Origin of the sequence: Acidovorax sp. SUPP950 (assembly GCF_030158935.1) — a bacterium.
Taxonomy (GTDB): domain Bacteria; phylum Pseudomonadota; class Gammaproteobacteria; order Burkholderiales; family Burkholderiaceae_C; genus Paracidovorax.
Genome location: NZ_BQXE01000003.1, coordinates 376,772 through 400,760, shown reverse-complemented (window position 1 = coordinate 400,760; position 23,989 = coordinate 376,772). Strand labels below are relative to the sequence as shown.

The following is a 23,989-nucleotide window of genomic DNA, read 5'->3' as shown; positions in this document are numbered from 1 at the left end:
TGCCGATTCGGCGGGGTCCATGCCCCGCCGGCGCCACCCATGACCCTCGCCAGCTTGATCCGCCTGTTCGCCCTCGCCGCCCTGTGGGGCGGCAGTTTTCTGTTCATGCGCATCGCCGTGCCGGTGCTGGGCGCGGTGCCGACGGCCTTCGGGCGCGTGGCGTTGGCGGCGGCCGGGCTGATGGCGTTGCTGGCGTTCGCGCGGCTGCGGCCGGCCTTTCACGGCAAGCTGGGCGCGGCGCTGGTGCTGGGCGTGGTCAATTCGGGGGTGCCGTTCCTGATGTTCGCGCTCGCGGCCCGCACGCTGCCGGCGGGCTACAGCGCCATCCTGAACGCCACCACGCCGCTCATGGGCGTGCTGATCGGCGCCGCGGCCTTCGGCGAGCGGATCACCGCCGCGCGCACGGCCGGCGTGCTGCTGGGCATGGCCGGGGTGGCCGTGCTGGCGCAGACGGGCCCCGTGGCCCTGTCGCCGCAGGTGCTGGCGGGCATGGGCGCCTGCCTGGTGGCCACGGCCTGCTACGGCGCGGCGGGCTTTCTCACGCGCCGCTGGATCACCGCGCGCGGCGGGCTCGACAGCCGCCTGGTGGCGGTGGGCAGCCAGTGGGGCGCCGTGCTGGTGCTGGCGCCGTTCGCGGCCTGGGAGGTGTGGCGCCAGCCCGGCCTGCCCGCCACGTGGATGGCCGCGCCACCCGTGGTGTGGGCCGCCATGCTCGCCATGGGGCTGCTGTGCACGGCCCTGGCCTATGTGCTGTATTTCCGGCTCATCGCCGACGTGGGGCCGCTCAAGGCGCTGTCGGTGACCTTCCTGGTGCCGCTGTTCGGCGTGGCCTGGGGCTGGCTGGTGCTGGGCGAGGCCGCCACCGCCGCGCACGCGGCCGGCGGCGGGCTGATCGCCGCGGCGCTGTGGCTGGTGCTGCGGCCGACGGCCGTGGCGAAACCTGGACGTTAGCGCGGCAACGGGGGTGGGGCGCCCGGTGGTTCGCCCGCGCCGTCCAGCAGCCAGCGCCGCACCTGTGCGACCGATTCGGGATGCCGTTGCTTGCGGGGGTGCACGAGGTAGTAGCCCGCGCCGGTGCGCAGGGCCTCGGGAAAGGCCAGCACCAGCCGCCCGGCCGCCAGATCGGGCGCCACGAATTCCTGCTGGGCCAGCGCCACGCCCTGCCCCATGGCGGCGGCATCGATGGCGAGCGTGGTCTGGTTGAAATGCAGGGCGCGCGCCGCAGGCGCCCTGGCCTGCGGCGCGCACTGCTCGAAGTAAGTCTCCCATGGCGACTGCGCATCGTGCAGCAGCACCTGCGCGATGCCATCGCCGGCCTGCGCGCTCCGTTCTCGCCACCGCGGGCTGCAGACGGCGACCAGGCATTCCTCGAACAGCAGATCGGCGGACAACCCGGGACCGAACGGGGGCCGGCCATAGCGCACGGCCAGGTCCACCGCTTCGTTGTGGAAGTGCGCCAGCCGCTCCGTGGCCAGGATGCGCAGATCGACGCCTGGGTGCCGGCGCGTGTAGCCGTCGAGCCGCGGGATGAGCCATTTGGTGGCGAAGGTGGGCGTCACGCTCACGGTCAGTCGCAGGGGCTGGGGGACCAGGCTCTCCGTGGCCTGGGCCAACAGTTCGAAGGCCCGCCGCACGCCGACGATGTATCGCTGGCCGTTGGACGTGAGCGCCAGCGCGCGGGGCAGGCGCTCGAAGAGCTTCAGGCCCAGTTCCGCCTCCAGGGCCCGCACCTGCTGCGCCACGGCGCCTTGCGTCACCCCCAGTTCCAGCCCGGCCAGCCGGAAGTTGAGGTGGCGGCTCGTGGCCTCGAAGGCACGCAGGGCATTGAGCGAGGGCATGCGCCCGAGGGGTTCCGTCATGGGTGCAGATTTTCTACTGATTCGAGGCAGGCGATCTGCCGGGCTCCATGCCCCCGAAACGCCTGGGCTGTCGAACAATCTCCAGGTGCCACTGGCGGCACGCAAGGACCGGCAAATGGCAGTAGAAAAAGTGGCGCTCATCACCGCCGGCGGCAGTGGCATGGGGGCGGCGGCCGCACACCGGCTGGCCGCCGATGGCTTTCGCATCGGCATCCTTTCCTCCTCCGGGAAAGGGCAGGCGCTCGCCGAGGCGCTGGGGGGCGTGGGGGTCACCGGCTCCAACCAGTCGGTGGAGGACATCGGGCGGCTGGTGGACCTGGCCCACCGGCGCTGGGGCCGCATCGACGTGCTGGTCAACAGCGCCGGCCATGGGCCTCGGGCGCCATTGCTGGACCTGTCCGACGAACAGTGGCTCGAGGGCATGAACACCTACCTGTTGAACGTGATCCGGCCCACCCGCCTGGTGGCGCCCCTCATGCAAAGGCAGGGCGGCGGGGCAATCGTCAACATCTCCTCGGCCTGGGCACTGGAGCCCAGCGCGCTGTTCCCGGCGTCGTCCGTCATGCGCGCCGGGCTGGCCTCGTTCACGCGCATCTTCGTCGACAGCTTCTCAGCCGACAACGTGCGGATGAACAACGTGCTGCCCGGCTGGATCGACAGCCTGCCCGTGTGGGAAGAGCGGCGCACCGCCGTGCCGCTGCAGCGCTACGGCACCGTGGAGGAAGTCGCCGCCACGGTCGCCTTCCTGGCCTCCGACGGGGCGGCCTACATCACGGGGCAGAGCCTGCGGGTGGACGGCGGGCTCATGCGCGCGCCGTGATCCGTCCGGGCCCTTCCACGGCCACGGCGGCGGCCCTATGATCCGCGCACCGGGAACACAGCCTCCCGTCCCGCCCCGGGTAGACGGTGTCCCGTCCAAGTGCTGGCAGCTCTCATGGAATCGATCATGGACACCGCCTTGCCCGACGACGCCGCATCGGCACGCCCCCACCCGCTGCCACTCTCCGTGGCCCTGCTTTTCTGGCTGAAGCTCGGCTTCATCAGCTTCGGCGGCCCGGCCGGGCAGATCGCCCTCATGCATGCGGAACTGGTGGAGCGCCGCCGGTGGATCTCGGAAAAGCGCTTTCTCCACGCCCTGAACTACTGCATGCTGCTGCCCGGGCCCGAGGCCCAGCAGCTGGCCACCTACCTCGGCTGGCTGCTGCACCGGACCTGGGGCGGCATCCTCGCCGGCACGCTGTTCGTGCTGCCGTCGCTGTGTCTCCTCATCGGGCTGTCCTGGCTCTACATGGCCCATGGGGACATGCCGGTGATCGCCGGGGTGTTCTACGGCATCAAGCCGGCCGTCACGGCGCTGGTGGTGCAGGCGGCCTGGCGGATCGGAGGCAGAACGCTGAAGAACCGCTGGCTGTGGGGCATCGCGGTGGCCGCGTTTGTAGCCATCTTCGCGCTGCAGGTGCCGTTTCCCGCGATCGTGCTGCTCGCGGCGTTTGCCGGCCATGTGGGCGGCCGGGTGTCGCCGCAGGCTTTTTCCGCAGGTGGCGCCCATGGCGCGGCAACGGCATCGGCCGGGCCGGCACTGATCGACGACGACACGCCCGCGCCGCCCCACGCCTTGTTTTCGTGGACGCGGTTTGCCAAGGTGCTGCTGGTGGGCGCGGGGTTGTGGCTGCTGGCGCTGGGAGGGCTCTGGGCGCTGTTCGGATGGCATGGGGTGCTGACCCAGATGGGGTGGTTCTTCACCAAGGCCGCGCTGATGACCTTCGGCGGCGCCTACGCCGTGCTCCCCTACGTCTACCAGGGCGCGGTCGACCACCACCATTGGCTGAGCGCCACGCAGATGATCGACGGCCTGGCGCTGGGCGAGACCACGCCCGGCCCGCTCATCATGGTGGTGTCGTTCGTGGCCTTCGTCGGGGGATGGACCCATGCCCTCTTCGGGCCCGGATCGCTGTTCCTGGCAGGCGCCGTGGCCGCCACCGCGGTGACGTTCTTCACCTTCCTGCCCTCGTTCGTCTTCATCCTGCTGGGCGGTCCGTTCATCGAGTCCACCCACGGCAACCTGAAGTTCACCGCGCCGCTGACCGGCATCACCGCCGCCGTGGTCGGCGTGATCGCCAACCTGGCGGTGTTCTTCGCCTATCACGTGCTGTGGCCGCAGGGCCTGGGAGGCCGCTTCGACGCCGCCTCGGCCGCCATCGGCGTGCTGGCCGCGGTGGCCCTGTTCCGGCTCCGATGGGGTGTGATTCCGGTGCTGGCGCTCTGCGGACTGCTGGGCGTGGCGTGCCGGCTGTCGGGGGTGTGACAGGCCTTGGAAAATGCCGTGGCGGATGGCAAGAGCCACCGCCACTACCCAGCGCAGCCCGGACCAGCCAATTGCCCCACGGCGGATGAGCGGGTCATTGAACTCCGCACAGCCGCTTGCGGAGCGAGACGCGGCATCTGCTACTCGGGGTTCACCATCTTGATGGCACGCGTGCCGATTTCGGCTCCCGTCACCGCATCGATGGCGACGGGCTGGATGTCGGTGCCGTTCTCGGCATCCAGGAAACGCACCAGTTGGCCTGCGCCCCGGTGCTTTCTCCCCCACGCGCCAATCATGAAAAGCACCGGCAGGTAGTCGCGCCCCGCTTGGGTCAGAACGTATTCCTCGCGGGGCGGACGCTCGGAGTACTGCCGCTTTTCCAGCAACTTTTCGTCGGTCAGTGTCGCCAAGCGCTTGGTCAGCATGGTGGGCGCAATCCCAAGGCTCTTCTTGAACTGATCAAAGCGTGTCAGTCCGGAATTGGCGTCTCGCAGGATCAGCATCGTCCAGGCGTCACCCAGGACATCCAGGCTGCGCGCGATCGGACAGGTGCTTTCGGAAGATTTCTTGATGTTCATATCTTTTTAGTATTGACTCACTATTTAATCGATACTAACATGCGGGCCATCGCCAGTCCATCCCCTCACGTGTCCAGAAGGAATCCATGTTCAGCACCGTTTTGTATTGCACAGGTCACGCAGTCGCCTTGGGGCTGGGGCTTCATTCCACCACCCGATGAATTCGCGTCCCTTGCCCATTCTTTAGTTCCGCATATCCCTTTCAGAAAACATCACCCATGAAAAAGACTGTCTTGATTACCGGCGCATCCTCCGGCTTCGGTTTGCTGCTCGCCAACCAGCTTCAACAGCAAGGCTTCAATGTGATCGGCACCAGCCGCGAGCCTGAAAAGTACGCGGGCAAGGTGCCTTTCAAAATGCTGCGACTGGACATCGATGATGACGAATCCATCCGGCGATTCACCGACCAGCTGTTTGCCCACACCCAGCAACTGGACGTATTGGTCAACAACGCGGGCTACATGGTCACCGGCTTGGCCGAAGAAACCTCGGTGGCCGTGGGCCGTGACCAGTTCGAAACCAACTTCTGGGGCACGGTCAAGGTCACCAACGCCTTGCTGCCCCATTTCCGCAAGCAAAAGCGGGGGCAGATCATCACGGTGAGTTCCATCGTCGGCCTGATCGGCCCACCCAACCTGTCTTATTACTCCGCATCCAAACACGCGGTGCAAGGGTTTTTCAAATCCCTGCGGTTCGAATTGGACCCGTTCAATATCAAGGTCAGTATGGTGGAGCCCGTCTGGTTCAAAACCAATCTGGCCCACAACGCCGTCGCGGCCAACACGGCTCGCATCGCTGACTACAACGCCTACCGCAGGCAGGCCGATGCAGCGACGCAAAAGGGCATTGACGAAGCCGAAGCACCCGATGCCGTGGTGCAGACCATTACCCGGTTGATCGGGACGAAAGAGCCCAGGTTCAGCAACCCGGTGGGGAAGATGACCGGAATGATTCTGTTCCTTCAAAGCTACCTTCCGAAAATGTTCGAAGGCGCGATTTTGAAAAGCGTGAAAACCGCAGCGTGACACTGGAAAAACCGGGGTTTGGCAAACCAACCGAAAACACACCATGAAATATTTTCTCTGCAAATTCATTCCTCCCCGCGCGGATTTTCTATCCACGATGTCTGCCGATGAGCAGGAGGGAATGAAGCAACACGGGATGTACCTGGACAAGCTGCTCGCTCAAGGGCTGATCGTCGCCCATGGTCCCGTGATGGACCCTGCGGGGGGTTATGGCGTATCGCTCTTTCAAATCGCCGACGACCAGGAAATCACCGCACTCACCTCCGGGGACCCGCTGATCCGACAAGGAATCGGCCATTACGAGCACCACCCCATGCTCCATTTGAAAACCCGCGCTTGATGCGGCCCCACCCATTCCTTGATTGATTTGGAGAACCTGAAATGCCTTATTCCCAATTGCATGCCGTGTCTTCCATGAAGACCGCCCAGAACCCATCGGGAGCACGCCGCGGCATGCTCCCGGCAGCCGCTGCGGTGCTGGCCCTTGCCATGTCCTTCGCGGTGCCATCCCAAGCACAGGAAGGCGCGTCCAGGCAACAAGAATTGTCCCGTGCCGAGGTGATCGCGGACCTCGCCCTGTGGCGCCGTTCGGGAGCCGATCGGTATGAAGAATTGTCGCGTTCGTATGGGCTGGACACAAAGGCCTACGAGGAGGCCTACCAGGAATACCTGCGCCTTCGCAGCAGCGACGCGTTCCAGTCGGAAATCCAGAAGGCCACCGACAAAAAGTGAGCCGCAGGGCATGTCAGAGGGTGGCGCGGGCATGGCATGGGCTCCGTCCGATCACCCCAGGCGGGGGCACGCCTCAACCCGCCAGCCATTCCTTCGCAGGCGCCACCTGCATCTGCGGCGGGATCGCCACCCCGTTGCGGACACTCAACACCTCGGCCATGACGCTCACGGCAATCTCCGCCGGCGTCTTGCTGCCGATGAACAGACCGATGGGCCCCTTCAACCGCGCCAGCGCCGGTGCGTCCAGGTCGAAGTGCTCAGCCAGCCGCTGGCGCCGCGCTGCGTTGTTGCGCCGGCTGCCGATGGCGCCGACATAGAACGCATCGGTCTTCAGCGCCTCCAGCAGGGCGAGATCGTCCAGCTTGGGGTCGTGCGTCAGCGCGATCACGGCGCTGCGCCGATCGGCGCGGAAGGCCAGCACCACGTCGTCGGGCATGCCATCGGCCAGCGCGGTGCCGGGCACCGACCACGCGCCGCGGTACTCCACCCGTGGGTCGCACACCGTCACCGCGAAGCCGTTGAAGCCGGCCATGGTGGCCAGGTATTCGGCCAGTTGCCCCGCGCCGATCAGCAGCATGCGGTACTGCGGGCCGAAGGTGCTGGCCACCGTTTGCGCATCCGCATGGAAGGCCTGCGCGCCGCGGGCCTCGGACAGGGTGACCGCCCCATCGGAGAGCCGCACGCTGCGGCGCACCAGGCAGCCCTCGGCCAGCGACTCGACCAGGGCCTGCAGCGAGTCGAGCGCCGGATCGCGCTCCACCAGCAGCTCCAGCGTGCCGCCGCAGGGCAGTCCGAACCGGTGGGCCTCATCGGCGGACACGCCGTATTTCAGGAGCACCGGGCTCGCCGGGTCGCGGGGCAGGGCATCGTCCCGGCCGGGCGTGCAGCACCGGGCGATCAGGTCGTCCTCGATGCAGCCGCCACTGACGGAGCCCACGACCGCGCCGCGGTCCGACAGCGCAAGGATGGAGCCCACGGGCCGGGGCGACGAGCCCCACGTCCGCACCACGGTGACGAGCCAGCCGTGCCCCCCCGCGCGGCGCCAGTCGAGCAGGGTGTGCAGCACCCGGAAATCGAGGTTGTCCACGGCGCGTTCCCTTCGGCGTCAGGCCTGGGCCGGCAGGTGCGGCAGCAGCTTGTCCAGGGTGATGGGGTAGTCGCGCACCCGCGCACCCGTGGCGTTGTAGACCGCGTTGGCCACGGCGGCGCCGACGCCGCACAGGCCCAACTCGCCCACGCCCTTGGCTTTCATGGGCGAGGAGATGGGGTCGGTCTCCGGCAGGAAGATGACCTCCTGGTGCGGGATGTCGGCATGCACCGGCACCTCGTAGCCGGCCAGGTCGTGGTTGACGAAGAAGCCCCGGCGCTTGTCCACGGCCAGCTCTTCCATGAGCGCCGAACCCACGCCCATGGTCATCGCGCCGATGACCTGGCTGCGGGCAGTCTTGGGGTTGAGGATGCGGCCCGCCGCGCACACGGCCAGCATGCGGCGCACCCGCACTTCGCCCGTGTCCACCGCCACGCCCACCTCGACGAAATGCCCGGCGAAGGTGGACTGCTGGTACTGCTTGTCGAGGTCGCCGTATTCGATGGCGTCCTCGGCCACCAGGCCGGCCTCGCCCGCCGCCTCGCCCAGGGGCACCGAACGCCCCGCCGCGCGCACCATGCCATCGGCGAACACGGCATCGGCCGGCGCCACGCCGAGCTTGCGCGCGATCGTCTCGCGCAGCTTCATGCAGGCCGCATACACGCCGGCCGTCGCGTTGTTGGCGCCCCACTGGCCGCCCGAGCCGGCCGAGACCGGAAAGGCGGAATCGCCCAGGCGCACGTCCACCTGCTGGAGCGCAACGCCCATCACCTCAGCGGCCGTCTGGCCCATGATGGTGTAGCTGCCGGTGCCGATATCGGTCATGTCGCTTTCCACGGTCACGCGCCCCGTGCGGTCCAGGCGCACGCGCGCGGCCGACTTCATCAGCAGGTTGTTGCGAAAGCCCGCGGCCACGCCCATGCCGACCAGCCACCGGCCCTCGCGCCGCTGGCCTGGTGCCGCGCTGCGCTGGCTCCAGCCGAAGCGCTCCGCGCCCAGGCGCAGGCACTCGACCAGCTGGCGCTGCGAGAACTTGCGGCCCGGCTTTTCAGGATCGGTCTGGGTGTCGTTGAGGACGCGGAATTCGATGGGGTCGATGCCCAGCCGCTCGGCCATTTCGTCCATGGCGATCTCCAGCGCCATCAGCCCGGGCGCCTCGCCGGGCGCGCGCATGGCATTGCCCTCGGGCAGGTCCAGCTGCGAGATGCGCAGCGCCGTGTAGCGGTGGGCACCGGCATACAGCAGCCGTGTCTGCGCGATGGCGTCCTCGGGGTCGCCGCCGGGCAGGTTGCCGGACCAGCTTTCATGGCCGATGGCGGTGATCCGCCCGTCTTGGCCCGCGCCGATGCGGATGCGCTGGATGGTCGCGGGCCGGTGCGTGCCGTTGTTGGCCATGAGCGGGCGCTGCATCGCCACCTTGACCGGCCGGCCTGCCGCGCGCGCGCCCAGCGCGGCCAGCACGGTGTCGGCCCGCAGGAAGAGCTTGCCGCCGAAGCCGCCGCCGATGTAGGGCGACACCAGCCGCACCTTGTCCGGCGCCAGGCCCAGGGTCTTGGCCAGGTCGCCCGCGGTCCAGGCGATCATCTGGTTGGACAGCCACACCGTGAGGTGGTCGCCCTCCCAGGCCGCCAGCGAGGCGAAGGGCTCCATCATCGCGTGGGTGTGGTCGGGCGTGGTGTAGGTGACATCCAGCCGCACCGGGGCCTCGGGATAGCGGCCGGCGAAGTTGCCGAACGCGCTCTCGGGCTTGGAGGACTTGGGCACGGTGGCGGAACCACGCTCAGCCGCCAGGTCGAACGCGCCAGGCGTGCTGACGTAATCGATCTTCAGCAGATGCGCCGCGGCGCGGGCCTGCTCGAAGGTTTCGGCCACGACCAGCGCGACGGCCTGGTGGTAGTGCTCGATGCCGCTGCCGCCCAGCAGGCGGGCGACGTTCATCTTGCCCTTGCCGAGCTTGCCGGCGTTCTGGGCATTGACGATGGCCAGCACGCCCGGCGCGGCGCGCGCGGCGGTCAGGTCCATCGAGGCGATCCGCCCCTTGGCGATGGACGATCCCACGATGTAGCCGTACGCCTGGCGCGCCACGACGTCGTGCTGCTCGTAGGCATAGCGCGCCTGTCCGCTGGTCTTGAGCGGGCCGTCGATGCGGTCCAGCGGCTGGCCGACCACCTTGAGCTGGTCGATGGCATTGTGCGAAGCCGGGGTGTCGAATTTCATGATTGGCCTTTCGCCTCGGCCAGCACGCCGGCAAGCGTGCGCTCGACCAGGGCCACCTTGAATGCGTTTTCGTGGGTGGGACGCGCCGCGCCCAGCAACTGCGCCGTGGCGGCCTGCGCGCCTTGCGGCAGGGCCGCGTCCGCCGACGCCATGCGCCAGGGCTTGTGCGCCACGCCGCCCAGGGCGACGCGGCCCGTGCCGTCCTTTTGCAGCACGGCCGCCACGGAAATGAGCGCGAAGGCGTACGAGGAGCGGTCGCGCACCTTGCGGTAGATGTGGGTGCCGCCCGCGGGCGTGGGCAGCGTCACGGCGGTGATGAATTCGCCGGCGTCGAGCGCGGTCTCGATGTGCGGGGTGTTGCCCGGCAGCCGGTGGAAGTCGGCGATGGGAATGCGGCGTGGCTGGCCGTCCGCCCGCACCGTCTCGACCACCGCATCCAGCGCCCGCATGGCCACGGCCATGTCGCTCGGGTGCGTGGCGATGCAGGCCTCGCTCGCGCCCACCACCGCATGCTGGCGCGTGACGCCGCCGATGGCCGCGCAGCCCGCGCCCGGCTGGCGCTTGTTGCACGGCATGTTGGTGTCGTAGAAGTAGGGGCAGCGCGTGCGCTGCAGCAGGTTGCCGGCGGTGGTCGCCTTGTTACGCAACTGGCCTGACGCACCGGCCAGCAGGGCGCGCGACAGCAGGCCGTAGTCGCGCCGCACGCCGGCATGCGCCGCCAGGTCGGTGTTGCGCACCAGCGCACCGATCCGCAGGCCGCCCTCCGGCACGGGCTCGATGCGGTCCAGGCCCAGGCCGTTGATGTCGATGAGGTGCGTGGGCGCCTCGATCTGCAGCTTCATCAGGTCCAGCAGGTTCGTGCCGCCGGCGATGAACCGGGCCTGCGGGTTGCCTGCAGCGGCGGCTGCGGCGGCCTGCACCGAGGCCGCGCGTTCGTAGGTGAATGGCTTCATGCAGCACCCCCGTTCGTGGTGGCCACTTCGGTGATCGCATCCAGGATGTTGGAATAGGCCCCGCAGCGGCACAGGTTGCCGCTCATGCGTTCGCGGATCTCGTCGGCCGAGAGCAGGGGCTGCGCCGTGAGGTCGCCGCTCACATGGCTGGGAATGCCGGCCTTGATTTCCTGCAGCACCCCCACGGCCGAGCAGATCTGGCCCGGCGTGCAGTAGCCGCACTGGTAGCCGTCGTGCTTGACGAACGCGGCCTGCAGCGGATGCAGCTTCTGCGGCTGGCCCAGGCCTTCGATGGTGGTGACCTGCGCGCCCTCGTGCATCACCGCCAGGGTCAGGCAGGCATTGATGCGGCGGCCATCGACGATGACCGTGCAGGCACCGCACTGCCCGTGGTCGCAGCCCTTCTTGGTGCCGGTGAGGTGCAGGTGCTCGCGCAGGGCGTCGAGCAGCGTCGTGCGGGTGTCCAGCGACAGCGTGTGCTGCTGGCCGTTGATGGTCATGCGCACCGGCATGGCCGTCTCGCCCTGGGGCGCCAGCGCGCCGGACTTGGCCGGCAGCGGCGCCGCGGTGCGGGCGGCGGCCCCGGTGGCGGCCACCGCAGAAGCCGAGGCGGCCCCCACGACGAACAGGTCTCGCCGGGTCAGCGCTGGGTCGGAGAAGTTTTGCATCGTGGGATCCTTTATGGGGGAAGGGGCGGGGGAGCCCTCTGGCCACTCGCCGGGGTGCGGGAGCGCGTGCGCGGGCATGTCTTTGCAAGCCTCACCCAATCCATCTTGCGCAGACGCCAAGGAGAAGGTTTGGAGGCCAACGCCGCGTCCGCTTGTCAGCCACCGGTGGCGCGGCAGGCGATCGGCAGGCCGTACCCTTCGATGTCCGTCCATGCCGATGCCGGGCGAATCGCCGTCCTCGCCCGCGTGTCGCGCATCCCCTACACGGCCTGACATGCCCTCTCGTCATAATGGCCGCCATGCCGAACCGCTGGAAACCCAACGTCACCGTGGCCGCCGTCATCGAACAGGACGGCCGCTTCCTGCTGGTGGAAGAAGACACGGCCGACGGGCTGCGGTTGAACAACCCGGCGGGCCACCTGGACCCGGGCGAGTCGCCCATCGACGGCTGCGTGCGCGAGGTGCTGGAGGAAACCGCCTGCGACTTCACCCCCACGGCACTGGTGGGCGTGTACCTCAACCGCTTCACGCGCACCCGCACGGGCGACGACATCACCTACCTGCGCTTTGCCTTCGCCGGCTCGGTGGGGCCGGTGCATGCCTGGCGCACGCTGGACGACGGCATCGTTCGCACCGTGTGGATGACGCTCGACGAGATCCGCTGCTGCGCCGACCGCCACCGCAGCCCGCTGGTGATGGAGTGCATCGAGGACTACCTGGCCGGCAAGCGCTACCCGCTGGAGCTCATCCACACCGACGCCAGCGTGCTGCAGCCGCGCTGACCCGGGCGGGCCGCACGGCGCCCACCACCGCCGCGTTTTGGCCCCTCATCGCCTCCATGCCGGCGGATTGATTGCCTTTTCTGCTATTAATTCAATAGCAAAACAGATCCGGCCGGATCGCATGCCCCGCGGCGCACCTGGCGTTCTGCCGGCAGGCCCCCGGCCGCGGCGGCATAAAAAATACAATCCCGGCCATGACAGCAACCCCCAAGCACCGCGTCGTCGTCGGCCTGTCCGGCGGCGTGGATTCCGCGGTCACCGCCCATCTGCTGAAAGCCATGGGCCATGAGGTCGTCGGCATCTTCATGAAGAACTGGGAAGACGACGACGACAGCGAATACTGCTCCTCCAACATCGACTTCGTGGATGCGGCCGCCGTGGCCGACGTGATCGGCATCGAGATCGAGCACGTGAACTTCGCCGCCGAGTACAAGGACCGCGTGTTCGCCGAGTTCCTGCGCGAGTACCAGGCCGGCCGCACGCCCAACCCCGACGTGCTGTGCAACGCCGAGATCAAGTTCAAGGCCTTCCTGGACCACGCCATGCGCCTGGGCGCCGAGAAGATCGCGACCGGCCATTACGCGCGGGTGCGGCAGAACGCGGCGAGCGGCCTGTTTGAACTGCTCAAGGGCCTGGACCCGTCCAAGGACCAGAGCTATTTCCTGCACCGCCTGAACCAGGCGCAGCTGTCGAAGACGCTGTTTCCCGTGGGCGAGCTGCACAAGACCGAGGTGCGCCGCATCGCCGAAGAGATCGGCCTGCCCAATGCCAAGAAGAAGGACTCCACCGGCATCTGCTTCATCGGGGAGCGGCCGTTCCGCGAGTTCCTGAACCGCTACATCGCCCATGCGGCGGGGCCGATCCAGGACGAGCGCGGGCGCACGCTGGGCCGCCACCAGGGCCTGAGCTTCTACACGCTGGGCCAGCGCCAGGGCCTGGGGATCGGCGGGGTGAAGGAAAAGGGCGCGCAGCGGGGCAGCGGGGACCACGCCCCCTGGTTCGTCGCGCGCAAGGACCTGGACAAGAACGTGCTGCGCGTGGTGCAGGGCCATGACCACCCCTGGCTGCAGTCGCACACGCTGCAGGCGGGCGATGCGAGCTGGGTGGCCGGCGCGCCGCCCGCCGCCGGCCTGCTGGTGGCCAAGACGCGCTACCGGCAGGCCGATGCGCCCTGCCGCATCGATCCGCTGCCGGACGGCGGCTTCGCGCTGGAATTTCCCGACGCGCAATGGGCTGTCACCCCGGGCCAGTCCGCCGTGCTGTACGACGGCGAGGTGTGCCTCGGGGGCGGCGTGATCGCGTCGGCCACCACCGTCGCCTGACGGGCCCGCCGCACGCATGGCCCCGCCGCGCATTCCGCCGATCCAGGGCCTGCTGGCGTTCGAGGCGCTGGCGCGGCTGCGCAGCGTGACGCACGCGGCCGAGGAGATGAGCGTGACGCCCAGCGCGGTGAGCCACCGCATCCGCCAGATGGAGACGTTGCTGGCCGTCAAGCTCTTCGCGCGCGGCGATTTCAGCCTGACGCCCGCCGGCGCCGCCTACCTGGAGCGGGTGCGCGAGGCCATCGCCGCGCTGCAGCACGTGCCCGGCACCCTGGGCGTGGGCCAGGCGACGCGCCTGCGCCTGGGCGTGACGCCGACCTTCGCGCGCCAGATGCTGCTGCCGCGCATCGCGCAGTTCCGCCATGCCTACCCGGACATCGAGCTGCAGCTGCAGGTGTCGCTGCCGGTGCACCACATGATGGCCGAGGAGGCCGACGTGGAGGTGCGCTTCGGCACCGGGCACTTTCCCGACCGCGAATCGGTGCAGCTCTTCGCCGACCGGATCACGCCGGTGTGCAGCCCCGAATACCTGGCCGAGACCGGTCCGCTGGACGGCCTGGCGACGGAAGAGGCGGCGGCGCGCGTGCGCTTCATCCGCTGCGCGCTGGAGCCCTGGCGCACCTGGTTCAAGGCCGTGGGCATCGCCCAGCCCGAGCCGGTGGTGGGCAGCCAGTTCAACGACCTGGGCATGGCCTGGGACGCGGCGGTGGCCGGCTTCGGCGTGGCGCTGCTGCGCCTGCGCGCGGGCCAGCCCTGGCTGGAGAGCGGCCAGCTCGTGCGCCTGTCGCGCGACAGCCTGCCGTCGCCGCACGACTATTTCCTGTGCTGGAAGGCCGGCGCGCTCGAGCGCTGGGAGTGCGCGGCCTTCGTGGACTGGCTGCGCCAGGCGCTGCACGACGGCCCCTGACGGGCGCCGGGCGCTCCGGGGTGGCGGGGCGCAGCCCCTGCGGGCGCAGCGGCTGACACGGAACTGACACGGTTTGAAAAGCCTTCACGCGGGCCGCGAAGGTTTTTCACGCCGCGCGCTCCGCAAATTTCTACAGTGGGCCGGCGCAGGTCCCGGCAGAGGGCCGCGGCACGGGGCCCCGCGGTCCGCACACCGATAGAACACCGGAGACAAACCCATGACCTGGCAGCAAATCTACGACCCGTTCGGCAACATGATCATTTCCACCGCGCTGGCCGCGATCCCGGTGGTCGTGATGCTCGCCGCGCTGGGCTTCTTTCACATCAAGGCGCACATCGCGGCCGGGCTGGGCCTGGTCGCGGCGCTGCTGGTGGCCATCTTCGCCTACGGCATGCCGGCCGACATGGCCGGGCGCGCAGCGCTGTACGGCGGCTTCACCGGCCTGCTGCCCATCGGCTGGATCGTGCTGAACATCATCTTCCTGCACCAGCTGACCGAGCAGAACGGCAGCTTCAAGGTGCTGCAGGATTCGCTCTCAGGCATCACCGGCGACCGGCGCATCCAGCTGCTGCTGATCGCCTTCAGCTTCGGCGCGTTCTTCGAGGGCGCGGCGGGCTTCGGCACCCCGGTGGCGGTGACGGCGGCCATCCTGATCGGGCTGGGCTTTTCGCCGCTGGCCGCCTCGGGCCTGTCGCTCATCGCCAACACGGCGCCGGTGGCGTTCGGGGCGCTGGGCACGCCGGTCATCACGCTGGCCAAGGTGCACGGCTACGACCTGATGGAGGTGACGGCGATGGTGGGGCGGCAGCTGCCGTTCTTCTCGCTGCTGGTGCCGTTCTGGCTGATCTGGGCCTTCGCGGGCCGCAAGGGCATGTGGGAGATCTGGCCCGCCATCCTGGTGACGGCGGTGTCCTTCGCCGTGCCCCAGTACCTGGTGTCCAACTTCATCGGCCCCGAACTGGTGGACATCATCGCCGCCATCGTCTCCATGGCCTCGCTGGTGGCCTTCCTGCGCGTGTGGAAGCCCAAGACGGTGTGGACCTCGGCCTCGCTGCGCGGGCGCGACGTGAGCGCCTCGGAAGCCAAGCCGCCCCAGCCCGTCACCGCGCACAGCCGCGCCGCGCTGGTGGCCGCCTGGACGCCCTGGGTCATCCTGTCGGTGTTCGTGTTCATCTGGGGCCTGCCGCCGGTCAAGGCCTGGCTCAACGGCCTGTTCGCACCCGCCTTCCCCATGGCCGGCCTGCACAACCTGATCGAGAAGGTGCCGCCCGTGGTGCCCACGCCCACCAAGGAGGGCGCGGTGTACACGCTGAACCTGCTGTCGGCCACAGGCACCGCCATCCTGCTGTCGGCGGTGGTGAGCGCGTTCTTCATGAAATACAACCCGGTCGCCATCGTGTGCACGTTCTTCAAGACAGTGTGGCTGGTGCGCTTTTCGCTGCTGACCATCGTGCTCATGCTGGCCCTGGGCACGCTCACGCGCTATTCGGGCACCGACACCACGCTGGGACTGGCGTTCGCCAACACGGGCGTGTTCTACCCGTTCTTCGGCACGCTGATGGGCTGGCTGGGCGTGGCGCTCACCGGCTCGGACACGGCCTCGAACGTGCTGTTCGGCGGCATGCAGAAGGTCGCCGCCGAGCAGTTGGGCCTGTCGCCCAACCTCATGGGCGCGGCCAACAGCTCGGGCGGGGTGATGGGCAAGATGATCGATGCGCAGTCGATCGTGGTGGCATCGACGGCCACCCGCTGGTTCAACCACGAGGGCGACATCCTGCGCTACGTGTTCTTCCACTCGATCGCGCTGGCCTGCCTGGTGGGGCTGTACGTGACACTGCAGGCGTACGTGTGGCCCTTCCACCTGATGGTGGTGCACTGAACGGGCCGTGGAACCGGCGGCGGCCTCCACGTCAGGCGCTTGAAGCCTTTTGGGCCGCGACCGCATGTTCCACTAGGGCATACCGCTATATTTTCAATAGCAAGCAAAAGGGGCGCACGGGCGCCCCTTTTTGTTTTTTGCTGCGTTGCCGCGCCACGTCAGCCGGTGCGCTTGGCGTCCGGGTCGCTCGGGCCGTTGCGGTCGGAGAGCATCTCGGCCGGTGGCTCCAGGTCGCCGCTGTCGCTGCCCTCGGCCTCCCAGGTGCCGCCGTCGCGGCCGGTCTTGCCGCGGGGGTGGGCCATGTCGGTGCCGTCGTCGAAGTTCAGCGGGCCGCCGCTGCGCGGGTCGTCGAAGGCCTGCACCGAGATGTCCTCGATGCCGTCCGAAACGTCCTGCTCGGCTTCCAGATGGTCGTTGATGTCGTCGCCTTCCGGCATTTCGGCCGTGGGATCGTCGGTGGGGTCGATGGCGGTGTCGGGAACGATGGGGGTGCGCATGGCGGGCTCCTTGGGTCGGTCGGTGGGGACGCGGTCCGTGAAACGGTGCGCCGGATGCCTACAGCTTCGCCCCGTGCCAGCGCCGGGGCAGTGGGCCCGGCACCTGTTACCGGGTAGGAGCGATCCCGCACGGCCCGACAACGCCCGGGCTCAGGCGGCCGGCGGCGTCCCGAACGCGTTCAGCGGAATGCGCAGGTAGGCGATGCCGTTCGCCTCGGGGGGCGGCAGTTGCCCTGCGCGCACGTTGACCTGCAGGGAGGGCAGCAGCAGCGCCGGCGCGCCCAGCGTGGCGTCGCGCGCGCGGCGCAGGGCGACGAAATCCGCCTCGGCCACGCCGCCGCCCACGTGGATGTTGTGTTCGCGCTGCGCCTGCACCGTGGTCTCCCATTGCGGCGCGCGCCCGGCCGGTGGGTAGTCGTGGCACACGAACAGGCGCGTGTCGCCCGGCAGCGCCAGCAGCCGCTGGATGGAGCGGTAGAGCGTGGCCGCATCGCCCCCGGGAAAGTCCGCCCGCGCCGTGCCCACGTCGGGCATGAAGAGCGTGTCGCCCACGAAGGCCGCGCCGTCCACAAGGTAGGCCATGTCGGCCGGCGTGTGCCCCGGCACCCACAGGGCCGTGACGGGCGTGTCGCCCAGCCGCAGCGTTTCGCCATCGCGCACCAGATGGTCGAACGGGCTGCCGTCCGCGGCGCCGGTTTCGGCGGGAAAGAGCCGGCCGAAAGCGGCCTGCACCGCGCGGATGTGCTCGCCCACCGCGATGCGGCCCCCCGCCTGCGCCTTCAGGTACGGCGCGGCCGACAGGTGGTCGGCATGCACATGGGTCTCCAGGATCCACTGCACCGTGAGCCCCCGCTCGCGCACACAGGCCAGCACCGCATCGGCCGAGCGGGTGGCGATGCGGCCCGCGGCGGCATCGAAGTCGAGCACCGGATCGATGATGGCCGCGCACCGCGTCGCCAGATCCCACACGAGGTGGGTCACCGTGCCCGTGGCGGGATCGAAGAACGACTGCAGGGAAGTGGTGCGGGGCATGGCGGGCGGCCTTTCAGGCGGTTCAGCGGACAACAATCTTTCCACAGATATTATGTGATTTGATATATTGAATCCAACGCCGACCTTTCGGTGGCCTTGTGACGGCTTTTGCACCGATCTTCCCATGGACCCCATCCCCATCGACCCCGAGCGCCTGCGCCAGGCGGCCAGCCAGGCCGTCTCGGCCCTGAAGGCCCTGGCCAACGAAGACCGGCTGCTGCTGCTGTGCCAGCTGTCGCAGGGCGAGCAGTGCGTGAGCGACCTGCAGGCACGCCTGGGCATCCAGCAGCCCACGCTGTCGCAGCAGCTCGGCGTGCTGCGCACCCAGGGCGTGGTGGAGACCCGGCGCGAGGGCAAGAACATCCACTACCGCGTGGCCGACGCCGCGCTGCTCGAGATCCTGGCGGTGCTGTACCGCCTGTATTGCCCCAAGGAGTGAACCCCATGGCCATCGACTGGAACGCCTTCACCCCCGGCACCGCGTTGGCGGGCGGCGCGCTCATCGGCCTGGCGGCCGGGGGCTTTTTCCTGCTGGCGGGGCGAATCGCCGGCATCAGCGGCGTGGTGGGCGGCCTGCTGCGGCCCCGGCGCGGCGACCGGGCCTGGCGCGTGGCCTTCGTGGCGGGCCTGGTCGCGGCGCCGCTGGCCTATGCACTGGCCGCACCCCTGCCGGCAGTGCGCATCGACGCCGGCCCGGGCCTGCTCATCGCCGCGGGCCTGCTGGTGGGCGTGGGCACGCGCTACGGGGCGGGCTGCACCAGCGGCCACGGCGTGTGCGGACTGTCGCGCTGGTCGGTGCGCTCCCTGGTGGCCACGCTGGTTTTCATGGCGGCCGGCATGGGCACCGTCTTCGCGCTGCGGCACCTGGCCTGAACGGAGGGAACGCGCCATGACCGTTCTGATCGCCTTTGCCGCGGGCCTGGTCTTCGGGCTGGGGCTGCTGGTGTCCGGCATGGCCGACCCGGCCAAGGTGCTGGGGTTCCTGGACATCGCGGGGTCCTGGGACCCGTCGCTCGCCCTGGTGATGGCTGGCGCCGTGGGCGTGGCCCTGGTGGCGTTCACGATGGCGCGCCGCCGGGGCACCACGCTGCGCGGCACACCGCTGCAGTGGCCCGCCGCGCACGGCATCGACGCGCGGCTGGTGGGCGGCAGCGCGTTGTTCGGCATCGGCTGGGGGCTGGCCGGCATCTGCCCCGGCCCGGCCCTGGTGCTGCTGGGCATGGGGGTGCCGGACGGCGTGTGGTTCGTGGCCGCCCTGCTGGCCGGCATGGCGGTGTTCGAGGGTATCGAGCGCTGGCGCGGTCGCGGCTGACGACCGCCATGCAGGCCGATGTCCTGCGCCGCGATGGCAGTTGGCCGACACGCCACGGGCACCACGGCCCCTAGATTGGTGGCCTTTGAAAGGACCCCACCCATGACCGCATCCTCTCCCGCCGCCAGCGCCCGCACCGTCGCCATCCTCGTGACCGACGGCTTCGAACAGGTCGAGCTGACCGGCCCGCGCGACGCGCTGCAAAAGGCCGGCATCGCCACCCGGATCATCGCCCCGAAGGCCGGCCAGGTGCAGGGCTTCCACCACGACGAAAAGGCCGATACCTTCGCGGTGGACGGCACCCTCGACCAGGCCGATCCCGCCCGGTTTGATGCCGTGCTGCTGCCCGGCGGCGTGCTCAACGCCGACACCCTGCGCACGGACGCGAAGGCCCAGGCCTTCGTGCAGGCCATCGACCAGGCCGGCAAGCCCATCGCCGTGATCTGCCATGGGGCCTGGCTGCTGGTGGACGCCGGCCTGGTGCGCGGCAAGACCCTGACCAGCTGGCCCAGCTTGGCCACCGACCTGCGCAACGCCGGCGCCACCTGGGTGGACGAAACCGTGCACGTCGAGGGGCAATGGGTCAGCAGCCGCAAGCCCGACGACATTCCGGCGTTCAACCAGAAGCTGCTGCAGGCCGTGGGCGCCTGACCGCGATGGACGACTGGCTCGGCCTCTTGCAGTGGCCGGCATTCGCGGCGTCGGTGCTGGCGGCCTGGCTGGTCGCCTCCACGCACTCAGCGCGGCGCAATGCCGGGTTCTGGATCTTTCTCGGCAGCAACGTGCTGTGGCTGGCCTGGGGATGGCACACCCGCGCCTGGGCGCTCATGGCGCTGCAGTGCTGCCTGGCGGCGATGAACGTGCGGGGCCTGTGGAAAACGGAGCCGGCCGGCGAGGAAAAGGAAGGCGCGGGCAAGGAAACCGCCTGAAAAAGCAGCCCATCGGTGGCCCGGCACCCCGCGCGAAAAAGGTGCGAAAAAGGCCTGTCTCCTTGCGAAGACAGGCCTTTCATGGGCCACGACGGCGCGACGGCTTCAGAACGGAATGTCGTCGTCCATGTCGTCGAAGCCCGAGGCCGCGCGCGGGGCCTGGGCGGCGGGCGCCGGTGCCGGACGCGGTGCGGGCGCGGCAGGGCGCTGGACCGGTGCCGGTGCCGGGCGGCGCGCCGGAGCGGGCGGGGCGCTGTTGTCGTAGCCGCCGTCGTTGCCACCGCCGCCATAGCCGCTGTCTTCGTAGCCGCCACCGCCGCCCTGGCCGCCGCCCATGCCCTGGCGGCTGCCCAGCATCTGCATGGTGTCGGCGCGGATTTCGGTGGTGAATTTTTCCTGGCCGGCCTGGTCGGTCCACTTGCGGGTGCGCAGGCTGCCTTCCACATAGACCTGCGAGCCCTTGCGCAGGTACTGGCCGACGATTTCGGCCAGGCGGCCGTTGAACACCACGCGGTGCCACTCGGTGGCTTCCTTGTTCTCGCCGGTGTTCTTGTCGCGCCAGCGGTCGGTGGTGGCGATGGTGACGTTGGCGACCTGGTCGCCGCTGGGGAAGGTGCGCATTTCGGGATCGCGCCCGAGATTGCCCACGATGATGACTTTGTTGACGGATGCCATGGTGTAAGGGCCTGTAGAGAATGGTGGAGAGAAGGCACTACGGCCTGCGCGGCCTGCCAGGGGCCGCGGGGAGCCGTCGATTGTGCCCGATTCGCCCCGTTCGCGGACTGGCCGTGCGACAAGCCCGTGCCACAATCAAAACGCCTTGTTCCACCGCCTGCCCTGGCCATTTCCCATGCATCGCGAACCCGACTTTCTTCACAACCTGCGGCAGGAGTTCGCGGACGGCTGGCGGTGGGTGGAGCGCGCGATCGTGCTGGCCTACGCCGCGGCGGCCGGGCTCTTCGTGGTGGCGTTCACGGTCCTGGGGGAATGGGCGTTCGCACGCTTCGAGCAGGTGCTGCACTGGCAGGGCGGCTGGGGCGTGCTGCTGTGGACCCCGGCGCTCACGGCGGCCATCGTGTGGGCCACGCGCCGCTTCGTTCCCGGGGCGGCAGGCTCGGGCATTCCGCAGGTGATGGCGGCGCTGGAGCCGGGCCTGCCGCCCGGCCAGCGCGGCTACTTCGTCTCGCTGCGCATGTCGCTGGGCAAGGTGCTGCTGGGCAGCGCGGGCTTTCTGGCCGGGCTTTCCATGGGCCGCGAGGGCCCGTCGGTGCAGGTCGCGGCGGGCGTGATGCAGCACGCGCAGCGCTGGCTCGGGCCGCGTTCGGGCATCACCAGCCATGCGCTGCTGGTGGCGGGCGGGGCCGCCGGCATCGCCGCGGCGTTCAATGCGCCGCTGGCGGGCGTGGTGTTCGCGATCGAGGAGCTGTCGCGCAAGCTCGAATCGCGCAGCAGCGGGCTGATCATCGCGGCCATCGTGCTGGCCGGGCTGATGGGGGTGTCGTTCTTCGGCAACCTGACGTATTTCGGGGTGATTCGCGTGCCCCGCCTGGGCTGGGACGCGCTGCTGCCTGGCCTGGGCGTGGCCCTGGTGTGCGGCGTGCTGGGCGGCCTGTTCGCCAAGCTCATCACCGCTTCGCTCACCGGTGCGCCGGGCCGGCTCAACCAGTGGCGCGCCCGGTTCCCGGTGCGCTTCGCGGCAGCGGGCGGGCTGGCGGTGGCGGTGATCGGCCTGGCCACCGGCGGCGCCACCTTCGGCGCCGGCTCCGAGGCGGTCAAGCACATGCTGGCGGGGCAGGCCGATGTCCCGGCGTTCTATGTCACGCTGAAATTCATCGCCACCTGGCTCACGGCCTGGTGCGGCGTGCCCGGCGGCTTCTTCGCGCCAGCGCTGTCGATCGGCGCGGGGGTGGGGCACAACATCTCGCTGCTGACCGGCGCGGACATCGCCCCGGCCCTGATCGCCATGGGCATGGCGGCCTTCCTGGCGGCGGTCACGCAGGCGCCGCTCACGGCCTTCATCATCGTGATGGAGATGGTGGACGGCCATGCCATGGTGCTGAGCCTGATGGCCTCGGCCATGCTGGCCAGCCTGGTGTCGCGCATGCTGGTGCGCCCGCTGTACGAAACGCTGGCGGAACACCTGCTGCACAAGGTGGGCGCGGGGCCGGCGGCACCGGCGGACGCATCGCCCCGCTGACATCCACGCTCGCGCGCCTGGTGCCGCAGCACATCCGTTACCCTCGGCGCATGCGTGCCTCCCTCTGCCTTGCACTGTTGTCCGCCGCCTTGCTGCTGGCCGGCTGCGGTACCACGCCACAGCCGCGTTCGCCGCGCACCAGTGTGACGTATTCGCAGCTGTCGCCCGACCAGTCGAGCGACATCGCCATCCATGCGCTGGGGCTGGTGGGCACGCCGTACCGCTATGGCGGCAACACGCCCGAAGGCGGATTCGACTGCAGCGGCCTCATCGGCTATGTGTACAAGAGCCGCGCGGGCATCGCCCCGCCGCGCACCGTGGCGCAGCTGAGCGACTTCGGGCTGCCGGTGGACAGCGGCGACCTGCGCACGGGCGACCTGGTGGTGTTCGGCGCGGGGCGGCCGACGCATGCGGGCATCTACGTGGGCGAGGGCCGCTTCGTGCACGCGCCCTCCACCGGCGGCGAGGTGCGGATGGACCGGCTCGATTCGCGCTACTGGTCACGGCAGAAAACCGCCTTCCGCCGGCCCTGAGCGGGGCCAAGGGGCAGCGGCGGGCGGCGCGCGACAATCGCCGCCATGACGACCCCAGCCACCCCCCACGTGCACCGCACCGCCACCCCGCTCTCCACCCACGACACGACCCGCATCGACGACACGCGCATCAAGGCCGTGCGCCCGCTGATCACGCCTGCGCTGCTGCAGGAATGGCTGCCCACGCCGCCCGGCGCGCTGCAGCTGGTCGAGACCAGCCGCGCGGCGATCTCGCGCGTGCTGCACGGCCAGGACGACCGTCTCGTCGTGGTGGTGGGACCCTGCTCGATCCACGACCACGGGCAGGCCATGGAATACGCCCGCCAGCTCAAAACGCAGGCCGATGCGCTGTCGCAGGACCTGCTGGTCGTGATGCGCGTGTACTTCGAGAAGCCCCGCACCACCGTCGGCTGGAAGGGCTACATCAACGACCCGCACCTGGACGGCAGCTTCGCCATCAACGAGGGGCTGGAGATGGCCCGCGCGCTGCTCCTGGACATCCTGGCGCTGGGCCTGCCGGTGGGCACCGAATTCCTCGACCTGCTCAGCCCGCAGTTCATCAGCGACCTGGTGAGCTGGGGCGCGATCGGGGCGCGCACCACCGAAAGCCAGAGCCACCGCCAGCTGGCCAGCGGCCTGTCGTGCCCGGTGGGCTTCAAGAACGGCACCGACGGCGGCGTGAAGGTGGCCAGCGACGCCATCCTGGCGGCCCAGGCGCCGCATGCCTTCATGGGCATGACCAAGATGGGCCAGTCCGCCATCTTCGAGACGCGCGGCAACAACGACTGCCACGTGATCCTGCGCGGCGGCAAGCAGCCCAACTACGCGGCGCCATCCGTGGACGCCGCCTGCCAGCTGCTGCAGGCGGCGGGGCTGCGCGCGCAGGTAATGGTCGACGTCTCGCACGCCAACAGCAGCAAGCAGCACAGCCGCCAGATCGACGTGGCGGCCGATGTTGCCGGGCAGGTGGCCGGCGGTGACCGCCGCATCGTGGGCCTGATGATCGAGAGCCACCTGCAGGAAGGCCGGCAGGACATCGTCGCTGGCCAGCCCCTGGCGCAGGGCGTATCGGTGACCGACGCCTGCATCAGCATGGCGCAGACAGTGCCGGTGCTACAGGCCCTGGCCCAGGCGGTGCGCGAACGGCGGCAGGCCCGATAGGCCAGGAAGCAACA

General features: G+C 69.5%; 27 protein-coding genes. 18 read left to right on the top strand and 9 right to left on the bottom strand.

The genetic code is table 11. From position 1 onward, the window contains the following. The first annotated feature begins 39 nt into the window (after window positions 1-39). Complete coding sequence (locus AVME950_RS15665; protein ID WP_284430525.1) at window positions 40-951, top strand: DMT family transporter; 912 nt, start codon at window positions 40-42, stop codon at window positions 949-951. Here AVME950_RS15665 and AVME950_RS15660 read toward each other — a convergent pair. Next, window positions 948-1,859 (bottom strand): LysR substrate-binding domain-containing protein, encoded by a 912-nt coding sequence (locus tag AVME950_RS15660; RefSeq protein ID WP_284430524.1) that lies wholly within the window; start codon window positions 1,857-1,859, stop codon window positions 948-950. The genes AVME950_RS15665 and AVME950_RS15660 overlap by 4 nt on opposite strands. Before the next feature lie 115 nt (window positions 1,860-1,974). Here AVME950_RS15660 and AVME950_RS15655 point away from each other — a divergent pair, with 115 nt between their 5' ends. Together AVME950_RS15655 and chrA are read left to right on the top strand one after the other, a co-directional pair. Beyond that, complete coding sequence (locus AVME950_RS15655) at window positions 1,975-2,679, top strand: SDR family oxidoreductase (protein WP_284430523.1); 705 nt, start codon at window positions 1,975-1,977, stop codon at window positions 2,677-2,679. A 126-nt stretch (window positions 2,680-2,805) separates the two neighbouring features. Beyond that, on the top strand, window positions 2,806-4,164 hold the full coding sequence (chrA, locus tag AVME950_RS15650) for a chromate efflux transporter (protein ID WP_284430522.1): 1,359 nt from the start codon (window positions 2,806-2,808) through the stop codon (window positions 4,162-4,164). A 140-nt stretch (window positions 4,165-4,304) separates the two neighbouring features. On the opposite strand, the gene AVME950_RS15645 is transcribed toward chrA, so the two are convergent. Beyond that, entirely contained in the window at window positions 4,305-4,742 is a 438-nt protein-coding gene (locus tag AVME950_RS15645; RefSeq protein WP_284430521.1) for a winged helix-turn-helix transcriptional regulator, read from the bottom strand. A 218-nt stretch (window positions 4,743-4,960) separates the two neighbouring features. On the opposite strand from AVME950_RS15645, the gene AVME950_RS15640 reads away from it, so the two are divergent. From AVME950_RS15640 to AVME950_RS15630, 3 genes are read left to right on the top strand one after another with little or no spacing between them, the layout of a single operon-like run. Next, window positions 4,961-5,767: an SDR family NAD(P)-dependent oxidoreductase gene (locus AVME950_RS15640; RefSeq protein ID WP_284430520.1), complete on the top strand. Its 807-nt coding sequence runs from the start codon at window positions 4,961-4,963 to the stop codon at window positions 5,765-5,767. 43 nt (window positions 5,768-5,810) lie between these two features. Then, window positions 5,811-6,107 carry a YciI family protein gene (locus AVME950_RS15635; RefSeq protein WP_284430519.1) on the top strand — a complete coding sequence of 99 codons (297 nt, stop codon included), beginning with the start codon at window positions 5,811-5,813 and terminating at the stop codon, window positions 6,105-6,107. 41 nt (window positions 6,108-6,148) lie between these two features. Next, window positions 6,149-6,499, top strand: a complete 351-nt coding sequence (locus AVME950_RS15630; RefSeq protein WP_284430518.1) for a DUF4148 domain-containing protein — start codon at window positions 6,149-6,151, stop codon at window positions 6,497-6,499. Window positions 6,500-6,572: 73 nt separating this feature from the next. Here AVME950_RS15630 and AVME950_RS15625 read toward each other — a convergent pair whose 3' ends face one another. Genes AVME950_RS15625 through paoA form a run of 4 tightly spaced genes read right to left on the bottom strand, consistent with a single transcriptional unit; the run spans window position 6,573 to window position 11,424 of the window. Next, the gene (locus AVME950_RS15625; RefSeq protein ID WP_284430517.1) at window positions 6,573-7,586 is read right to left on the bottom strand and encodes an XdhC family protein; all 1,014 of its coding nucleotides are present in this window, start codon (window positions 7,584-7,586) and stop codon (window positions 6,573-6,575) included. An 18-nt stretch (window positions 7,587-7,604) separates the two neighbouring features. After that, window positions 7,605-9,803 (bottom strand): aldehyde oxidoreductase molybdenum-binding subunit PaoC, encoded by a 2,199-nt coding sequence (gene paoC, locus AVME950_RS15620; protein WP_284430516.1) that lies wholly within the window; start codon window positions 9,801-9,803, stop codon window positions 7,605-7,607. After that, window positions 9,800-10,756 carry an FAD binding domain-containing protein gene (locus AVME950_RS15615; RefSeq protein WP_284430515.1) on the bottom strand — a complete coding sequence of 319 codons (957 nt, stop codon included), beginning with the start codon at window positions 10,754-10,756 and terminating at the stop codon, window positions 9,800-9,802. Before AVME950_RS15615 ends, paoC begins: the two co-directional genes overlap by 4 nt. Next, window positions 10,753-11,424, bottom strand: a complete 672-nt coding sequence (gene paoA / locus AVME950_RS15610) for an aldehyde dehydrogenase iron-sulfur subunit PaoA (protein ID WP_284430514.1) — start codon at window positions 11,422-11,424, stop codon at window positions 10,753-10,755. Before paoA ends, AVME950_RS15615 begins: the two co-directional genes overlap by 4 nt. A gap of 299 nt (window positions 11,425-11,723) precedes the next feature. On the opposite strand from paoA, the gene AVME950_RS15605 reads away from it, so the two are divergent. The 4 genes from AVME950_RS15605 to AVME950_RS15590 all read left to right on the top strand — a co-directional run bounded on the left by AVME950_RS15605 (window position 11,724) and on the right by AVME950_RS15590 (window position 16,314). Further along, entirely contained in the window at window positions 11,724-12,206 is a 483-nt protein-coding gene (locus AVME950_RS15605; protein ID WP_272566313.1) for an NUDIX hydrolase, read from the top strand. Window positions 12,207-12,400: 194 nt separating this feature from the next. Then, the gene (gene mnmA / locus AVME950_RS15600) at window positions 12,401-13,528 is read left to right on the top strand and encodes a tRNA 2-thiouridine(34) synthase MnmA (RefSeq protein ID WP_284430513.1); all 1,128 of its coding nucleotides are present in this window, start codon (window positions 12,401-12,403) and stop codon (window positions 13,526-13,528) included. Window positions 13,529-13,544: 16 nt separating this feature from the next. Further along, window positions 13,545-14,435 (top strand): LysR substrate-binding domain-containing protein, encoded by an 891-nt coding sequence (locus AVME950_RS15595; protein WP_284410027.1) that lies wholly within the window; start codon window positions 13,545-13,547, stop codon window positions 14,433-14,435. 217 nt (window positions 14,436-14,652) lie between these two features. Continuing rightward, the gene (locus AVME950_RS15590) at window positions 14,653-16,314 is read left to right on the top strand and encodes an L-lactate permease (protein WP_284430512.1); all 1,662 of its coding nucleotides are present in this window, start codon (window positions 14,653-14,655) and stop codon (window positions 16,312-16,314) included. A 158-nt stretch (window positions 16,315-16,472) separates the two neighbouring features. On the opposite strand, the gene AVME950_RS15585 is transcribed toward AVME950_RS15590, so the two are convergent. Together AVME950_RS15585 and AVME950_RS15580 are read right to left on the bottom strand one after the other, a co-directional pair. Next, the gene (locus AVME950_RS15585) at window positions 16,473-16,811 is read right to left on the bottom strand and encodes a serine/threonine protein kinase (protein WP_284397368.1); all 339 of its coding nucleotides are present in this window, start codon (window positions 16,809-16,811) and stop codon (window positions 16,473-16,475) included. 150 nt (window positions 16,812-16,961) lie between these two features. Further along, window positions 16,962-17,843, bottom strand: coding sequence for an MBL fold metallo-hydrolase (locus AVME950_RS15580; RefSeq protein WP_284430511.1), 882 nt, complete (start codon window positions 17,841-17,843; stop codon window positions 16,962-16,964). A gap of 124 nt (window positions 17,844-17,967) precedes the next feature. Between AVME950_RS15580 and AVME950_RS15575 the strand changes: the two genes are divergently transcribed. The 5 genes from AVME950_RS15575 to AVME950_RS15555 all read left to right on the top strand — a co-directional run bounded on the left by AVME950_RS15575 (window position 17,968) and on the right by AVME950_RS15555 (window position 20,084). Then, complete coding sequence (locus tag AVME950_RS15575) at window positions 17,968-18,282, top strand: ArsR/SmtB family transcription factor (RefSeq protein WP_284430510.1); 315 nt, start codon at window positions 17,968-17,970, stop codon at window positions 18,280-18,282. Window positions 18,283-18,287: 5 nt separating this feature from the next. After that, the gene (locus AVME950_RS15570; protein ID WP_284430509.1) at window positions 18,288-18,716 is read left to right on the top strand and encodes a YeeE/YedE family protein; all 429 of its coding nucleotides are present in this window, start codon (window positions 18,288-18,290) and stop codon (window positions 18,714-18,716) included. Between the two features lie 16 nt (window positions 18,717-18,732). Further along, entirely contained in the window at window positions 18,733-19,155 is a 423-nt protein-coding gene (locus tag AVME950_RS15565; RefSeq protein WP_284430508.1) for a DUF6691 family protein, read from the top strand. 102 nt (window positions 19,156-19,257) lie between these two features. After that, the gene (locus tag AVME950_RS15560) at window positions 19,258-19,806 is read left to right on the top strand and encodes a type 1 glutamine amidotransferase domain-containing protein (protein ID WP_284427864.1); all 549 of its coding nucleotides are present in this window, start codon (window positions 19,258-19,260) and stop codon (window positions 19,804-19,806) included. Window positions 19,807-19,811: 5 nt separating this feature from the next. After that, the gene (locus AVME950_RS15555) at window positions 19,812-20,084 is read left to right on the top strand and encodes a hypothetical protein (RefSeq protein ID WP_284430507.1); all 273 of its coding nucleotides are present in this window, start codon (window positions 19,812-19,814) and stop codon (window positions 20,082-20,084) included. A gap of 105 nt (window positions 20,085-20,189) precedes the next feature. Here the strand turns inward: AVME950_RS15555 and ssb are convergent, their stop codons facing one another. Beyond that, window positions 20,190-20,759: a single-stranded DNA-binding protein gene (ssb, locus tag AVME950_RS15550; RefSeq protein WP_272566325.1), complete on the bottom strand. Its 570-nt coding sequence runs from the start codon at window positions 20,757-20,759 to the stop codon at window positions 20,190-20,192. 175 nt (window positions 20,760-20,934) lie between these two features. Here ssb and AVME950_RS15545 point away from each other — a divergent pair, with 175 nt between their 5' ends. From AVME950_RS15545 to AVME950_RS15535, 3 genes are read left to right on the top strand one after another with little or no spacing between them, the layout of a single operon-like run. Next, window positions 20,935-22,281 (top strand): chloride channel protein, encoded by a 1,347-nt coding sequence (locus AVME950_RS15545; RefSeq protein ID WP_284430506.1) that lies wholly within the window; start codon window positions 20,935-20,937, stop codon window positions 22,279-22,281. Window positions 22,282-22,331: 50 nt separating this feature from the next. After that, the gene (locus AVME950_RS15540) at window positions 22,332-22,814 is read left to right on the top strand and encodes a C40 family peptidase (RefSeq protein WP_284397350.1); all 483 of its coding nucleotides are present in this window, start codon (window positions 22,332-22,334) and stop codon (window positions 22,812-22,814) included. Between the two features lie 45 nt (window positions 22,815-22,859). Continuing rightward, entirely contained in the window at window positions 22,860-23,975 is a 1,116-nt protein-coding gene (locus tag AVME950_RS15535) for a 3-deoxy-7-phosphoheptulonate synthase (RefSeq protein ID WP_284430505.1), read from the top strand. Window positions 23,976-23,989 lie beyond the last annotated feature (14 nt).

Coding starts and splice junctions, on each gene's coding strand:
- paoC (WP_284430516.1), bottom strand. CDS start 9,803: ATGAAATTCGACACCCCGGCTTCGCACAATGCCATCGACCAGCTCAAG.
- AVME950_RS15540 (WP_284397350.1), top strand. CDS start 22,332: ATGCGTGCCTCCCTCTGCCTTGCACTGTTGTCCGCCGCCTTGCTGCTG.
- AVME950_RS15555 (WP_284430507.1), top strand. CDS start 19,812: ATGGACGACTGGCTCGGCCTCTTGCAGTGGCCGGCATTCGCGGCGTCG.
- AVME950_RS15560 (WP_284427864.1), top strand. CDS start 19,258: ATGACCGCATCCTCTCCCGCCGCCAGCGCCCGCACCGTCGCCATCCTC.
- chrA (WP_284430522.1), top strand. CDS start 2,806: ATGGACACCGCCTTGCCCGACGACGCCGCATCGGCACGCCCCCACCCG.
- AVME950_RS15665 (WP_284430525.1), top strand. CDS start 40: ATGACCCTCGCCAGCTTGATCCGCCTGTTCGCCCTCGCCGCCCTGTGG.
- AVME950_RS15575 (WP_284430510.1), top strand. CDS start 17,968: ATGGACCCCATCCCCATCGACCCCGAGCGCCTGCGCCAGGCGGCCAGC.
- paoA (WP_284430514.1), bottom strand. CDS start 11,424: ATGCAAAACTTCTCCGACCCAGCGCTGACCCGGCGAGACCTGTTCGTC.
- AVME950_RS15585 (WP_284397368.1), bottom strand. CDS start 16,811: ATGCGCACCCCCATCGTTCCCGACACCGCCATCGACCCCACCGACGAT.
- AVME950_RS15645 (WP_284430521.1), bottom strand. CDS start 4,742: ATGAACATCAAGAAATCTTCCGAAAGCACCTGTCCGATCGCGCGCAGC.
- AVME950_RS15565 (WP_284430508.1), top strand. CDS start 18,733: ATGACCGTTCTGATCGCCTTTGCCGCGGGCCTGGTCTTCGGGCTGGGG.
- AVME950_RS15545 (WP_284430506.1), top strand. CDS start 20,935: ATGCATCGCGAACCCGACTTTCTTCACAACCTGCGGCAGGAGTTCGCG.
- AVME950_RS15605 (WP_272566313.1), top strand. CDS start 11,724: ATGCCGAACCGCTGGAAACCCAACGTCACCGTGGCCGCCGTCATCGAA.
- AVME950_RS15635 (WP_284430519.1), top strand. CDS start 5,811: ATGAAATATTTTCTCTGCAAATTCATTCCTCCCCGCGCGGATTTTCTA.
- AVME950_RS15595 (WP_284410027.1), top strand. CDS start 13,545: ATGGCCCCGCCGCGCATTCCGCCGATCCAGGGCCTGCTGGCGTTCGAG.
- AVME950_RS15535 (WP_284430505.1), top strand. CDS start 22,860: ATGACGACCCCAGCCACCCCCCACGTGCACCGCACCGCCACCCCGCTC.
- AVME950_RS15615 (WP_284430515.1), bottom strand. CDS start 10,756: ATGAAGCCATTCACCTACGAACGCGCGGCCTCGGTGCAGGCCGCCGCA.
- AVME950_RS15660 (WP_284430524.1), bottom strand. CDS start 1,859: ATGACGGAACCCCTCGGGCGCATGCCCTCGCTCAATGCCCTGCGTGCC.
- AVME950_RS15580 (WP_284430511.1), bottom strand. CDS start 17,843: ATGCCCCGCACCACTTCCCTGCAGTCGTTCTTCGATCCCGCCACGGGC.
- AVME950_RS15630 (WP_284430518.1), top strand. CDS start 6,149: ATGCCTTATTCCCAATTGCATGCCGTGTCTTCCATGAAGACCGCCCAG.
- AVME950_RS15590 (WP_284430512.1), top strand. CDS start 14,653: ATGACCTGGCAGCAAATCTACGACCCGTTCGGCAACATGATCATTTCC.
- AVME950_RS15655 (WP_284430523.1), top strand. CDS start 1,975: ATGGCAGTAGAAAAAGTGGCGCTCATCACCGCCGGCGGCAGTGGCATG.
- ssb (WP_272566325.1), bottom strand. CDS start 20,759: ATGGCATCCGTCAACAAAGTCATCATCGTGGGCAATCTCGGGCGCGAT.
- mnmA (WP_284430513.1), top strand. CDS start 12,401: ATGACAGCAACCCCCAAGCACCGCGTCGTCGTCGGCCTGTCCGGCGGC.
- AVME950_RS15570 (WP_284430509.1), top strand. CDS start 18,288: ATGGCCATCGACTGGAACGCCTTCACCCCCGGCACCGCGTTGGCGGGC.
- AVME950_RS15640 (WP_284430520.1), top strand. CDS start 4,961: ATGAAAAAGACTGTCTTGATTACCGGCGCATCCTCCGGCTTCGGTTTG.